This is a genomic window from Mesorhizobium sp. AR07, assembly GCF_024746815.1.
GTDB lineage: Bacteria > Pseudomonadota > Alphaproteobacteria > Rhizobiales > Rhizobiaceae > Mesorhizobium.
Window position 1 is genome coordinate 6,436,347 of record NZ_CP080525.1, and the last position, 12,841, is coordinate 6,449,187.

The following is a 12,841-nucleotide window of genomic DNA, read 5'->3' on the forward strand; positions in this document are numbered from 1 at the left end:
CAGCCGAAAAGCACAATCCTTATGAGCGACAGTGAGAACGCTCAAATAGGGCGGGCAAATGCGGTGGCGCCAGATGACATACAGCGGGCTATTCAGACCACACCGCCATCTCGTTTCCGGCCGGATCGACAAAGTGGAAGCGCCGGCCGCCGGGAAATGAAAAGATCGGCTTGACGATCGTGCCGCCGGCGCCTTCGACGGCGTCGAGGGTTGCCTCCAGATCCCTGCTGTAGAGCACGGGCAGCGGCTTGGCGGGCGCTTCTTCGGCGTCGGCCTGGAAGCCTCCGTCCAGGCCTTCGGCAAAGGCCGAATAGGTCGGTCCATAGTCGGTGAACGACCATGCAAAGGCAGCGCTGTAGAAAGCCTTGAGCCGGTCCAGCGTTCCGCCGGTCGCCGGCATTTCCAGATAGTCGAGTTTTCCGGGCAGTTTCATGGGGCACCTCTTTGTTCCCTTTATGTTCTATTCCGAGAGCTCCGGGGTGGCAAGTCTTTTTGCCGCATCTCTGGACAGAGCTTTTGCTTAATCGATTGTAGCGGCCGGATGGCTTTGCCAACGCCTTGCCTTTCGCACTGCAGCATCATATCGCTCCACAGTCGGACACGGCGGAACTTTCCGTTTCGCCAATCTTTCCAATCTCCTGCAACCGGAGAGCAAAGCATGACCAAATGGGTTTTCACCTTTGGCGACGGTGCGGCGGAAGGCCGTGCCGGCGACAAGAATCTGCTGGGCGGCAAGGGCGCCAATCTGGCCGAGATGTGCAGCCTGGGCCTGCCGGTGCCGCCGGGCTTCACCATCACATCGGAGGTCTGCAACGCCTATTATGCCAATGGCCGTACCTATCCGGCAGGGTTGGAGGCCGATGTCGCGGTTGCGCTCGATCACATCGGGCGGCTGACCGGCCGCCGGTTCGGCGACCCGTCGAAACTGCTTCTGGTGTCGGTGCGTTCCGGGGCCCGCGCGTCGATGCCCGGCATGATGGATACCGTGCTCAATCTCGGGCTGAACGACGAGACGGTCGAGTCGCTGGCCGCCGATTCCGGTGACGCGCGCTTTGCCTATGACAGCTACCGCCGCTTCATCCAGATGTATTCCGACGTCGTCATGGGCCTCGACCATGAGGTGTTCGAGGAAATCCTCGAGGACCAGAAGGGCGGGCTCGGCCATGAGCTCGACACCGAACTGACGGCCTTGGAATGGCAGGGCGTCATTGCGCTCTACAAGGCCAAGGTCGAGGAAGAGCTTGGCAGGCCGTTTCCGCAGGATCCGCATGAGCAGCTCTGGGGCGCGATCGGCGCGGTGTTTTCGAGCTGGATGAACAACCGCGCCATCACCTACCGGCGCCTGCACGACATTCCCGAAAGCTGGGGCACGGCGGTCAATATCCAGGCCATGGTGTTCGGCAACATGGGCGAGACCTCGGCCACCGGCGTTGCCTTCACCCGCAATCCGTCGACCGGCGAAAGGATGCTCTATGGCGAGTTCCTGGTGAACGCACAGGGCGAGGACGTCGTTGCCGGCATCCGCACGCCGCAGAACATCACCGAGGCGGCGCGCATTGCCGCGGGCTCCGACAAGCCGTCGCTGCAGAAGTTGATGCCCGACGCCTTCCAGTCCTTCGTCACCATCTCCGACAGCCTGGAAAAACACTACCGCGACATGCAAGATCTCGAATTCACCATCGAGCGCGGCAAATTGTGGATGCTGCAGACCCGCTCCGGCAAGCGCACCGCCAAGGCGGCGTTGAAAATCGCCGTCGAAATGGCCAGGGACGGCCTGATCACCAAGGAGGAGGCGGTCGCCCGCATCGACCCGGCCTCGCTCGACCAGCTGCTGCACCCGACCATCGACCCGAAGGCCGCTCGCGATGTGATCGGCATCGGCCTGCCGGCCTCTCCCGGTGCCGCCACCGGCGAGATCGTCTTTTCCTCGGCAGACGCCGAGGAACTGAAGACGCAAGGCCGCAAGGCGATCCTGGTGCGCATCGAAACCAGTCCCGAGGACATCCACGGCATGCATGCGGCGGAAGGCATCCTGACCACGCGCGGTGGCATGACCAGCCACGCCGCGGTGGTGGCGCGCGGCATGGGCAAGCCTTGCGTGTCGGGCGCCGGCTCGCTGCGCGTCGACTACAAGGCCGGCACGCTGATGGCGATGGGCTCGACCTTCCGCAAGGGCGACATCATCACCATCGACGGCGGCAACGGCCAGGTGCTGAAAGGCGCCGTGCCGATGCTGCAGCCCGAACTTTCCGGCGATTTCGCCGCCATCATGGAATGGGCTGACGCGGTGCGCCGTATGAAGGTGCGCACCAACGCCGAAACCCCGCTCGACGCGCGCATGGCGCGCTCCTTCGGCGCCGAAGGCATCGGGCTTTGCCGCACGGAGCATATGTTCTTCGACGGCGATCGCATCGTCGCCATGCGCGAGATGATCCTGGCCGACACTGAAAAGGACCGGCGCACGGCACTCGCCAAGCTGCTGCCGATGCAGCGCTCAGATTTCCTCGAACTGTTCGAGATCATGGCCGGCCTGCCGGTGACGATCCGCCTGCTCGACCCGCCGCTGCACGAATTCCTGCCCAAGACCGAGGAGGAGGTGGCCGAGGTCGCCGCCGCCATGAATGTGTCGCCCGACAAGCTCCGCCAGCGCACCGAGGCGCTGCACGAGTTCAACCCGATGCTCGGCCATCGCGGCTGCCGCCTGGCCGTCTCTTATCCCGAGATCGCCGAGATGCAGGCGCGCGCCATTTTCGAGGCCGCCGTCGAGGCCGGCAAGAAGGCCGGCGCGCTGGTGGTTCCCGAGATCATGGTGCCGCTGGTCGGCCTGGTGAAGGAACTCGATTACGTTAAGGCATGTATCGACGCCGTCGCCAAAAGCGTTATGGAGGAAACTGGCGTCAAGATCGACTATCTCACCGGCACGATGATCGAACTGCCGCGCGCCGCCATCCGCGCCCATGTCATTGCGGCGACGGCCGAGTTCTTCTCTTTCGGCACCAACGACCTGACCCAGACCACATTCGGCATCTCGCGCGACGATGCGGCCTCGTTCCTGGAGACCTATCGCCAGAAGGGCATCATCGACCAGGATCCGTTCGTCTCGCTCGACATCGACGGCGTCGGCGAACTGGTGCGCATGGCAGCCGAAAAGGGTAGGGCGACGCGGCCCGACATCAAGCTCGGCATCTGCGGCGAACATGGCGGGGACCCGGCTTCGATCCGCTTTTGCGAAGAGGTCGGCCTCGACTACGTGTCCTGCTCGCCCTATCGCGTCCCGATAGCCAGGCTCGCCGCCGCACAGGCGGCGGTGCTGGTTGCGAAGGCAGGCCGCCGATAGGATCCATTCGAGCCGAGCTTACGGATTTGTAAGGTAAGTCACACGAACGTGCTGACGACTTTGCGCAATTTCGACCCCGTTCCCGCCCAGTTTGCGGACTTCCCGCCAATTGCCCCCGGAAACAGATGTTGCAGAGCTCACCCGCGCCGTTCCGCTCGATCCTGATCATTCAAACGAAGTACATAGGAGATCTCGTCCTCGCCTCGGCACTCGCCGAAAACCTGCGGCTCGAATTCCCCGACGCCAGGCTCGTGTTTCTGTGCGAGGCGCGCTTCGCGAACTTCGTGATCGCCCACGGCATCGCTTCCGAGGTCGTCACGTTCAGGCGTGCCCGCCTGCGCGGCACCACCCTGCAGCGCGGCCAGGAGTTTTACGCCATGCTGCGGGCGTTGCGCCGCTTCCGCTTCGACCTGACGATCGACCTGACCGATTCAAAGACGTCGCGCGTCATCACCGGGCTGGTCAAAGCAAAGACCCGCGTCGGCTACAGTCCGACCGAGAGGCCCTTGCGTCGGCTGGAGCGGCAGCCCGCCAACGTCTTTGCCAAGCCATTTGGTTTTGGTGGCGAGCATTTTGTGTACCGCTATCTTTCACCGCTCCAGGCGCTTGGCGTCGGTCTGCACGTAACTGTTCCAAGCCTTCAACCGCTGCCGTTCGAGACCGCGAAAGCGTTGGCGCTGCTGGGTAGGCATCATCTTCACCCAAACGCTTTCATCGCCGTGCATGCCGGTGCAAGCTTCGAGGGGCGACGTTGGCAGCCGGAGCGGTTTGCCGCGGCGATTGGCGAGATTGCGGGCGAAACCGGCCTGGACGTCGTCCTTGTGGGTGGCCCGGACGAGCGAGAGATTGCCGAACGTATCGTCGCCGAGACAGCGTCGCCTGTCGTCAATCTCGTTGGAACGCTGTCGCTGGAGACCTTGCTGGCGGTGCTGAAACAGGCCCGGCTGTTTCTCGGCAACGAGAGCGGCCCGATGCACATGGCTGCCGCAGCCGGAACCCCGGTTGTCGGGCTCTTCGGCTTGACGCCGCCATCGCAGTGGGGTCCCGTTGGCGTGCCCTGCATCGCGCTTCAAGCACCGATGCCTTGCAACTGCGTGGCCAGCGACCTGTGCGGCCGGCCGGATTTCGGCAAGGCCTACTGCGTCTGGCGACTCGAGGTCAAACCTGTTGTCGACGCGGTGCGAGAACTCCTCTCGCGCACCGATGTGAAGCTGGAGCGCGCCATCTGAGAGACTGTTTCGAAATTCGCTCTGGCGAGAAGCAGTCTCTGAGGTCATGCGTCGCGCGCGGGCAACCGGTATAGCCGTGCGATCAGCTGTTCACCGTGCTGACGGTCAAATTGTCGCGCCGGGCGCTTTTCTGCTATGCATCATCCCGATTTCCGCCTTCAAGCGGGTCTTGGTATGCCTGCTTGAAATTACCGGTCAGGAATTCGGTTTGATGCGCCTGCTGCAAAGAAATCTCTGCGTGATCGCCATGTCGCTGGCGGTGGTGTCCAGCGGCCATGCCGCACCGCTCGTGGAGCCGACGCTGCACATCAAACCGGATGCAGGCGGACCCGGCCGCGTCGCCTTGACGCTCGACGCCTGCGGCGGACAGACCGACGACCGGATCCTTTCGGCGCTGGTGGAAAACAAGATCCCGGCCACTATTTTCGTGACCGGCATCTGGCTGAAGCGCAACGCCACCGCCGTCGAGATCATGCGGGCGCATCCCGACCTGTTCGAACTGGAAAATCACGGCGGCCGTCATATCCCGGCCGTCGACACGCCGCAGAAAATCTATGGCATCCGCAGTGCCGGCAGCCCGGACGCCGTGCTGGCCGAGGTCGAGTCGGGGGTTGCCGCCCTCGCCAGGACAGGCGAGCCGGCGCCAAAATGGTTTCGTGGGGCAACCGCCGAATACAGCCCGTCGGCCATCGCCATGATCCGCAAACTTGGCTTCAAGATCGCGGGGTTCTCGATAAACGGCGACGGTGGCTCATTGCTCGGCGCCAAGGAAACCGCGCGGCGCATTGCGGCGGCCAAGGACGGTGACGTCATCATCTCGCACATCAACCAGCCGACCCATGCGGCCGGCGAAGGCGTGGTGCAGGGGCTTCTGGCGCTCAAGGCCAGGGGCCTGACCTTCGTGCGGCTCGACGACGCCGACGGCGTCGGCAATCACGGCACCACGGACTGACCGCGGCGGCGGCTCAGCCCGGCTGAAAATTGTTTCAGCCCGGCTGAAAATTGTTCAGCCCGGTTTTGCTTCGATGGTGACCTTGCTGGCGTAGAACGCGCCGTGGTTACGGATTTCAGCCATTTCGTCGAAAGGTCGTTCGTAGGCCCACATCGCATTCTGGCCGGTCCCGCCGGCCGGCAGCACGCTCCAATAGCTGGCATCGCCCTTGTAGGGGCAATGGGTCGAGTGCTCTGTGCTGCTGAGCTTGCCGAAATCGATGTCGGCGAACGGAATGTAGAAGGCTGTTGGATAGGGGGGCTCGGTCAGCACCTTGGCCTTCGCTGACGAAGCGATAACCGTGTCTCCAACGCGTACGGTGACGGTGCCGACATAGGGCACGATGGTGATGATCTTGTCGGGATTGCGTTGGAAGCCGGGTGCGGGATTGGCGATCTGATCCATGTGGGGGTCTCCTTGCCTCGGCTTTAAGGTGTGTCGCGCAGGCGCATTGCGCAAGACCTGCTGTCGCGAAGCGCAAGACCTATTGTCGCCAAGCGACACTCAAACCACTTGCCCAGGCGTGGCTGCCCGATCTCACCTTTTTGAAGATGGCCCAGTTCTTGAAAGACGGCCCAGTCTGTCGAGCGTCAGGCGGCGGCCTTGAACGCATCCATGAGCCCGGCATAGGCGGCTGCGATACCGGCCACCGGGTTGCTGCTTCGCGACACGGTCTCGACCTTCAAGGAGCCACCGCCGGTCGGCAAGGTCAGCAGCAGGAACTGGCGATTGCCGCCGTCGCCGACGGATGCGGCCGCGACGTGCTGGCCTTCGCCCTGGCTCTGGACGCACATTTTGAACAGCAGCGTGCCGCCGACCGCTTCGAGCGCGCCGCCGACGACTTCAACAAACTCATCTTCGGAAACAGTCTTTGTATCCGGCGCCAGATCGGCCAGACTTTCGGCAAGCGAATTTTCGAGGGCCTTATCGTCGAGTTGCGCGTCCATGCGAACCTCTTTCAGTCGCCAATCGCCCCCCTTTGCCCGTTAACGAAGCTTAACGCCGACGATGGCCGGATTGTGGCGGTTTTCTCGGTCATTTCGATCAATGCCGCGCTTGTCCGTGCTGGTGGCTGGACAATCCGCCGGTTCGCACCACAATGGCACGCAAAGCTCGGCGGCACGAAAAGCTCGGCGCAAAAGCATAGGGGAGGAACGAATGCTGGGACTGATGCAGGAATGGCCGCTGCTGTGCCACAAGCTCCTGGACAATGCCGAGCGACAGCATGGCGTGCGCGAGATCGTGTCGCGCTCGATCGAGGGGCCGATCGTGCGCACCACCTATGCGGACATCCATCGTCGCGCCCTGAAGGTGGCCCAGCGACTGGAACGCGACGGCTACGGGTTGGGCGACCGCATTGCCACACTGGCCTGGAACACCGCGCGTCACATCGAGGCCTGGTACGGCATCATGGGGGTTGGCGCCATCTACCACACGCTCAATCCGCGCCTGTTTCCCGAGCAGATCGTCTGGATCATGAACCATGCCGAGGACAAGGCTGTTTTCGTCGACCTGACCTTCATGCCGTTGCTCGAGAAGATCGCCGGCGCCGTCAAGTCGCTGAAACAGGTGATCGTGCTGACCGACAGGGCGCACATGCCGCGGACGACACTGCCGAATGTGGTCGCCTATGAAGACTGGCTTGATGAGGCGGATGGCGATTTCGCCTGGAAGACCTTCGACGAAGGCACCGCCGCCGGCATGTGCTACACGTCGGGAACCACCGGCGATCCAAAAGGCGTCGTCTACAGCCACCGTTCGAACGTGCTGCACGCCATGATCGCCGCCATGCCCGACGCCATGGGCCTGTCGTCACGCGATACGATCTTGCCGGTCGTGCCGATGTTCCACGCCAATGCCTGGGGCCTTGGCCAAAGCGGGCCGATGATCGGCGCCAAGCTGGTCATGCCCGGCTGCAAGATGGATGGCGCCTCGATCTACGAATTGCTCGATACCGAGAAGGTGACCTTTAGCGCCGCCGTGCCGACCGTATGGATGATGCTGCTGCAGCACCTGGAGGAGACCGGCAAGAAGCTTCCCTATCTGAACAAGGTGGTCATCGGCGGCTCGGCCTGCCCACGCGCGATCATGGCGAAGTTTCAGCAGAACTACGATGTCCAGGTCATCCATGCCTGGGGCATGACCGAGATGTCGCCGCTCGGCACGCTGTGTACCCTGAAGCCGGAATATGCCGGCCTTGAGGGTGAGGCACGGCTCGATGTCAAGCAGAAACAGGGCTACCCGCCCTTCGGCGTCGAGATGAAGGTGACCGACGACGACGACAATGCACAGCCATGGGATGGCAAGACGTTTGGCCGCTTGAAAGTGCGCGGACCGGCCGTTGCCCGCGCCTATTACGGCGGTGCCGGCGCGGAGCAGTTCGACGCGGACGGATGGTTCGACACCGGCGACGTCGCTCATATCGATGCCGGCGGCTACATGCAGATCACCGATCGCGCCAAGGATGTCATCAAATCCGGCGGCGAATGGATTTCGACCATCGACCTCGAGAATCTGGCTGTCGGCCACCCCGATGTCGCGGAGGCAGCGGCCATCGGGGTTCACCATTCGAAATGGGGCGAGCGGCCGTTGCTGGTCGTGGTTGCCAAGCCGGGCAAGGAACCGACCAAGGCTGATATTCTCGATTTCATGGACGGCAAGGTGGCCAAATGGTGGATGCCGGACGATGTTGCCTTCGTCGGCGAAATTCCGCACACCGCCACCGGCAAGATCCAGAAGATCACCTTGCGTCAGCAATTTAAGGACTATCGCTTGCCGACGGATTGACGGGAATGTTGCGTCTTTCGGCTTCAAGCCGCAGCCAAAAGGCTCTAGAGCAATTCAAGGAAAACTGTGAACCGGTTTTCCCGGGAAAAGCGCGTAGCGCTTTCCCTTGCGGAATTGCGTCAAAACAAAGAGATAGAGCAGTTCGTCGTTTCCGTGAACGATGGACCGCCTTAAGTCTCCGTTCGGGTTGGGGTGGTGCGGCAATCGATGGCAAGTATTCCTGAACGGCAGACGTCGAGGGCGGCCGGCTGGTCGCGGCGCACCGCGGCCTTTTCGGCGGTGCTGCTGCTGACCGTCTTCGCCGGCCATCGCTTCGACCTTGTCGAAACCCCCGTTTTCCTGTGGGTGCTGGGCATTGTCGCGCTGCTGGCGGCGCTGGCGCTGTTGTTTGCCGGGTTTGCCTTTTCGCGGTTATGGAACTTTGGCGACCTCGGCGGTCGCGCCCTGACGGTGGGCTCCCTTTTGGCGCTGCTGGTGCTCGTGCCCTTTGGCGTTGCCGCCTACTGGGCGACAATCTATCCGCCGCTCAGGGACATCTCGACGGATTTCGACGATCCGCCCGCGCTCGACGTGAGCGACCGGACGAAGGATATGAATGTGCTTGCTCCGTCGACACCAGGCGAGCAGCGGTTGCAGACCGAGAGCTATCCGCTGGTCAGCGCTCGCAGCTACGATCTGCCGTTCGACACCGTCGTGGATGCCGTCGAAAGCGTGCTCGACCGGCGCAATTGGGATCTTACCGAACCTTATCCGGACCTCAGAGGGCAAAGCGAGGTGACGATTGCCGCCGTGGCCAAGGGTTTCGTCCTCGGTCTTCCCGCCGACGTCGCGATCCGCATGACCGACGACGGGGACACGATCATCGTCGACATGCGGTCGGCGTCTCGCTACGGGCGCTACGACCTCGGCGACAATGCCGCGCGTATCGTCGATTTCCTAGCCGAACTCGACCAGGAAGTCGCCGGTCAGGTTGGCGCGGCTCCGGCCGAATAGATCCATTTGCAGTTTTGAAGCCGCATGGGCGCAATCCCTGTTAAACCGCAAAATACAGGGATCTCGACCGCAAAACCCAGTCGGCGACGATTTTCCACCCTGAATTGGTCCGTAAATTCAAGGGATACAGAAGAGTTCCCCAACAGGGAATGTTTTCTGGGTAAGAGGGAAAGAAACAGGAATATCAGTTCCATTTGCTCGATGTCCGCTACCGGCGAAACCTGCTGCGAAGGGCATCATCCGGGCGCGCCGAAGCGATTTGAAGGTAGTGTGCTGAGAGTTCTGCAAATTCGCTGAGAGATGGCGGCCATGGCAGGCTGGTGATGTTCAACGTCACCTGATTCCCGTGAAGGAACGCCACCATGACCAAGATAGAAGGTAATCCGACAGCGAACCGAAGGAGTTCCTGGGAGGCTCCCTCGACGTGGCTGATGCCCGAGGTCACCCCAGGCCGAAGAGCTTTGATGTAGACCGGAGGAGAGAACCAGTGCAGAGCCATTGGGGGGACTATCAGATATTTTGGGATCACGAGGAAAGTCTGCCGCCGTCGAGAGGATGCCGAGCGCCCTCAGGATTCTGATCCGGTCCATAGCTTCGGTCCTGCCGACGCTTTGATGAGCGCCTGCCGATCTGCTCGGGCGATGTCGCACCGGTCAAGATGTCGCCGATGCGTTCCTGTGCGAAGTCCGCCAGTTCCTCAGCCTCGGTCAATGTCGCGGCCCTAGCATCGAGAAGAGCTCGGCAAAGACGGCCTGCATATGCCTCGGGTCGTCGGCAGCCGTATTGGTCTGATACCAGGAATCGGCGGCTGCGCATTCGGGGCAGACATCGGGACGTCGCCCACGGCCCTCCGTCCTGCATTCGGTGCAGAGCCAGCGCCATTTCTTCTCGTTCGTCATTCCAGCACCTCGTCGCCAGGCTCCGGAGGCACGTCAGGAGCGCCGTCGATGATCGCGAACGCGCGCTCCGCCTTCAGGCGGTCCAGGAACACTCGCGTCAGCTGCGTCACCCGCTCGTACTCTCGAATGCGGGATTCCAACAGCTGCTCGGAGGTCTGACCGGACATCCCGGTTCCATCGGGAAACACGATCTCATGCTTGGCATCCGGGAGCCGGACCAGCACGGCGAAAGAGTCACATTCCCACCCCGCCCACATGATCGGCACGACGGCGAGAGCGTCGTAGCCAACGTCGCCGAAGCGGTCGTGCATCTCGTCGGCAAGCATTCGCAGTTGGCTGCGGTCCAGGTCCGTCATCACATCCCCGCCGACGGCGGCGCGGGCACGCCGCCTTCGGCATGGTCCTCACAGCGGGTCAGCAGCCAGGCACCGCCCTGAACGCGGAAAACGCCGGGCCTGCCGCAGACCTCGCAGGTCCCAGCCGCACGGGCTTCGGCTGCGCTATAGGCCGCGTGGATTTGAGTCTCCGCAGCGGTCGCGACGCGCTTGCCGAGGCGGTAATAAATCCGCAGGCCGCCCAGTTTTTCTTTGATCTGGAGGAGAGTGAAGTCCCTTTCCTTGCCCTTCGGGTTCACCCGTCTGACGACGGCGAAAAACTCCCGAAGGATCGGGAACCACCCAGTGTCGCACTCGAATTGCTTTGTCACGATCCCGGGGAATTCGGCTTTGATGGCTTCGTATTTCCGACTGTGCTCGGTCTCGACGGTCATCGTCAAATCTCCAAATCGGTCCGGTTGTAAAGTTTTCGCAAAAACATTACAGCGCTCAAATCTCAACGACTAAGCCGGGGTCGAACCTCGGATTCTCGTTGCCGTATCCACGCGGGTTGCAGCCCACACGCGTGTCGCGCACCCGGTAGTCGAAGGAATCATGGACGTGGCCGTGCACCCACAGCGCAGGCTTGTGAATCTCGATCATGCCCGACAGGTCTGAAGCGAATGCACCGTTGAGCGCGCTCTGCCCGTAGCGCTCATGGACCGAATTCCGGTGCGGAGCATGGTGCGTGACGACAACAGTTGGACCGTCAAACGGAGACTGCAATTCCCGCCGGATGTATGCCGCCGAGGCTTCATGCAGTTCCCTGGCTCGGCCTGCCGTGAACGCCTCATGCGGCGACTGCGTCCACGTGATTGCCCGGTAGTCTGTGAGCATGCCCTCCGCCGTCGCCATCGCCCAAGCCAGGTCGCGGGGGCTGCGGCTATCGAGCGCGAAGTCCGTCCAGAGCGTCGCCCCGACGAACCTGACGCCGCCGATGACGACGCTGGAGTTCTCAAGGAAATGCACGTTCGGCAGCCTGATCTGCCGCGCGAACGCCAGCTGTTCGACGACCGAGTAGCGGTAGAATTCGTGGTTCCCGGCAACGAAGATCGTCGGCATGAACGCGGCGATCTCGCGCCCGATCCAGTGCATGGCATTAGATACGCCGTTGGTGACGTCGCCCGCTACGATGCACACGTCCGCGTCCGCCGGCGGGATCGGCAGCATGTCCTCGTAGTCGAGGTGGAGATCGGAGAGGACCCATAGCTTCACGGCTTCGCCCTCCCAGCCTGGCGCTCTCGGAATTTCACCGCCCCGTCGCGCGCGGCGTACTGCGAGGCCTTGTTCATGAGCCGCATGCAGATGTCTTCGATCCGCTGCTCCGCATGCTCGATCGTGTAGTCGGCCTGGCGGACGAATTCTTCGGCTGCGACCGGTTTGAAATCCTGCGCGTCTACGCCGACGTCGATAGAGCCTGGCATGCCGAGAAGCTTGCCGTGACTGTGTCCAAAAGCCTGGTAGGCACCCCGATGCTGCGCATTCCACGCATAACCCGCGTAGTGCGAAAGCATGATCCTTTGTCCGTCATGCATGATCTCTGCGGCATGCGCGATCTCGGCCCATTGCAGCCGCTGCAAGGATAGGAGGATGTTGCCTTTCTTGTCCGTGTCGTGATTGCCGACGATCAGCTTCTTCGTGCCATTCAAAGCGTAGAAGATTTGGGCAACCCTGCGCTCGTCCAGCCCCATTGCGAAGTCGCCCAGATGCCAAACGGTGTCGCGTGGGTGGACGATGGCATTCCAGTTGTCGATGAGCGTCTGGTCCATCTCGTCGACGGACGAATAGGGACGATCACAAGCCTCGGGTTTGAGCATGAGTGCATGACCGAAATGGGTATCTGCAGTCAGGAAGGTACACATAGGAGAACTCCTCGAAACGATAGCGTATGTCTGCGTGCCGCAAGGCACGCGGGTGGGCTGGGTCAGCCCGCTATTCGGTTCGGGATCCTCGTCATGATGTCGTCTCCGTCTGATGCTCATTTTTAGCACCAGAGATCTAAGGAAGTGCGATCGGACTACAGGGCTCGCCTGAGGGGCGTCAAGTGTCCTTGGCGCCTTCGTGCTCAGGAGTGTCCCGATCACGCGCTTCGTGGCTTTGATCAACCGTCTGCCCGGAACCACATCCTCGGACGGAGCAGGTGTGACCGCGAAAATAATTATCGCGCCCAGTTTTGTTGACGAGGAAGTGCGGGTCCTTGGATGAACTCTTCGAGATTTGTCAGGTCGCCA

General features: G+C 62.1%; 12 protein-coding genes. 5 read left to right on the forward strand and 7 right to left on the reverse strand.

Going from position 1 to position 12,841, the window contains the following annotated elements:
* Positions 1–88: 88 nt before the first annotated feature.
* Positions 89–433, reverse strand: a complete 345-nt coding sequence (locus BPNPMPFG_RS31690) for a VOC family protein (protein ID WP_258592469.1) — start codon at positions 431–433, stop codon at positions 89–91.
* A 225-nt stretch (positions 434–658) separates the two neighbouring features.
* Here BPNPMPFG_RS31690 and ppdK point away from each other — a divergent pair, with 225 nt between their 5' ends.
* The 3 genes from ppdK to BPNPMPFG_RS31705 all read left to right on the forward strand — a co-directional run bounded on the left by ppdK (position 659) and on the right by BPNPMPFG_RS31705 (position 5,518).
* The gene (gene ppdK / locus BPNPMPFG_RS31695; protein ID WP_258592470.1) at positions 659–3,337 is read left to right on the forward strand and encodes a pyruvate, phosphate dikinase; all 2,679 of its coding nucleotides are present in this window, start codon (positions 659–661) and stop codon (positions 3,335–3,337) included.
* Positions 3,338–3,462: 125 nt separating this feature from the next.
* Entirely contained in the window at positions 3,463–4,566 is a 1,104-nt protein-coding gene (locus BPNPMPFG_RS31700) for a glycosyltransferase family 9 protein (protein ID WP_258592471.1), read from the forward strand.
* Between the two features lie 211 nt (positions 4,567–4,777).
* Positions 4,778–5,518 (forward strand): polysaccharide deacetylase family protein, encoded by a 741-nt coding sequence (locus tag BPNPMPFG_RS31705; protein ID WP_258592472.1) that lies wholly within the window; start codon positions 4,778–4,780, stop codon positions 5,516–5,518.
* 54 nt (positions 5,519–5,572) lie between these two features.
* Here BPNPMPFG_RS31705 and BPNPMPFG_RS31710 read toward each other — a convergent pair whose 3' ends face one another.
* Both BPNPMPFG_RS31710 and BPNPMPFG_RS31715 read right to left on the reverse strand, forming a co-directional pair.
* The gene (locus BPNPMPFG_RS31710) at positions 5,573–5,962 is read right to left on the reverse strand and encodes a DUF427 domain-containing protein (RefSeq protein ID WP_258592473.1); all 390 of its coding nucleotides are present in this window, start codon (positions 5,960–5,962) and stop codon (positions 5,573–5,575) included.
* Positions 5,963–6,147: 185 nt separating this feature from the next.
* Positions 6,148–6,504 carry a hypothetical protein gene (locus BPNPMPFG_RS31715; RefSeq protein ID WP_258592474.1) on the reverse strand — a complete coding sequence of 119 codons (357 nt, stop codon included), beginning with the start codon at positions 6,502–6,504 and terminating at the stop codon, positions 6,148–6,150.
* Positions 6,505–6,715: 211 nt separating this feature from the next.
* On the opposite strand from BPNPMPFG_RS31715, the gene BPNPMPFG_RS31720 reads away from it, so the two are divergent.
* Both BPNPMPFG_RS31720 and BPNPMPFG_RS31725 read left to right on the forward strand, forming a co-directional pair.
* Positions 6,716–8,344 (forward strand): fatty-acid--CoA ligase, encoded by a 1,629-nt coding sequence (locus tag BPNPMPFG_RS31720; RefSeq protein ID WP_258592475.1) that lies wholly within the window; start codon positions 6,716–6,718, stop codon positions 8,342–8,344.
* A 207-nt stretch (positions 8,345–8,551) separates the two neighbouring features.
* Positions 8,552–9,337, forward strand: a complete 786-nt coding sequence (locus BPNPMPFG_RS31725) for a DUF1499 domain-containing protein (protein WP_258592476.1) — start codon at positions 8,552–8,554, stop codon at positions 9,335–9,337.
* A gap of 895 nt (positions 9,338–10,232) precedes the next feature.
* On the opposite strand, the gene BPNPMPFG_RS31730 is transcribed toward BPNPMPFG_RS31725, so the two are convergent.
* From BPNPMPFG_RS31730 to BPNPMPFG_RS31745, 4 genes are read right to left on the reverse strand one after another with little or no spacing between them, the layout of a single operon-like run.
* Complete coding sequence (locus BPNPMPFG_RS31730; RefSeq protein WP_258592477.1) at positions 10,233–10,592, reverse strand: hypothetical protein; 360 nt, start codon at positions 10,590–10,592, stop codon at positions 10,233–10,235.
* Positions 10,592–11,005, reverse strand: coding sequence for a hypothetical protein (locus BPNPMPFG_RS31735; protein WP_258592478.1), 414 nt, complete (start codon positions 11,003–11,005; stop codon positions 10,592–10,594). Before BPNPMPFG_RS31735 ends, BPNPMPFG_RS31730 begins: the two co-directional genes overlap by 1 nt.
* A gap of 55 nt (positions 11,006–11,060) precedes the next feature.
* Positions 11,061–11,825: a metallophosphoesterase gene (locus BPNPMPFG_RS31740; protein WP_258592479.1), complete on the reverse strand. Its 765-nt coding sequence runs from the start codon at positions 11,823–11,825 to the stop codon at positions 11,061–11,063.
* A complete protein-coding gene (locus tag BPNPMPFG_RS31745) occupies positions 11,822–12,715 on the reverse strand; it encodes a hypothetical protein (protein WP_258592480.1) in 894 nt (297 codons plus the stop codon). The genes BPNPMPFG_RS31740 and BPNPMPFG_RS31745 overlap by 4 nt, the downstream gene beginning before the upstream one ends.
* Between the last annotated feature and the right edge of the window lie 126 nt (positions 12,716–12,841).

Excerpts from the sequence above, each read along its gene's own strand:
- BPNPMPFG_RS31710 (WP_258592473.1), bottom strand. The coding sequence starts at position 5,962 with ATGGATCAGATCGCCAATCCCGCACCCGGCTTCCAACGCAATCCCGAC.
- BPNPMPFG_RS31735 (WP_258592478.1), bottom strand. The coding sequence starts at position 11,005 with ATGACCGTCGAGACCGAGCACAGTCGGAAATACGAAGCCATCAAAGCC.
- BPNPMPFG_RS31705 (WP_258592472.1), top strand. The coding sequence starts at position 4,778 with ATGCGCCTGCTGCAAAGAAATCTCTGCGTGATCGCCATGTCGCTGGCG.
- BPNPMPFG_RS31715 (WP_258592474.1), bottom strand. The coding sequence starts at position 6,504 with ATGGACGCGCAACTCGACGATAAGGCCCTCGAAAATTCGCTTGCCGAA.
- BPNPMPFG_RS31725 (WP_258592476.1), top strand. The coding sequence starts at position 8,552 with ATGGCAAGTATTCCTGAACGGCAGACGTCGAGGGCGGCCGGCTGGTCG.
- BPNPMPFG_RS31690 (WP_258592469.1), bottom strand. The coding sequence starts at position 433 with ATGAAACTGCCCGGAAAACTCGACTATCTGGAAATGCCGGCGACCGGC.
- BPNPMPFG_RS31700 (WP_258592471.1), top strand. The coding sequence starts at position 3,463 with ATGTTGCAGAGCTCACCCGCGCCGTTCCGCTCGATCCTGATCATTCAA.
- BPNPMPFG_RS31720 (WP_258592475.1), top strand. The coding sequence starts at position 6,716 with ATGCTGGGACTGATGCAGGAATGGCCGCTGCTGTGCCACAAGCTCCTG.
- BPNPMPFG_RS31730 (WP_258592477.1), bottom strand. The coding sequence starts at position 10,592 with ATGACGGACCTGGACCGCAGCCAACTGCGAATGCTTGCCGACGAGATG.
- ppdK (WP_258592470.1), top strand. The coding sequence starts at position 659 with ATGACCAAATGGGTTTTCACCTTTGGCGACGGTGCGGCGGAAGGCCGT.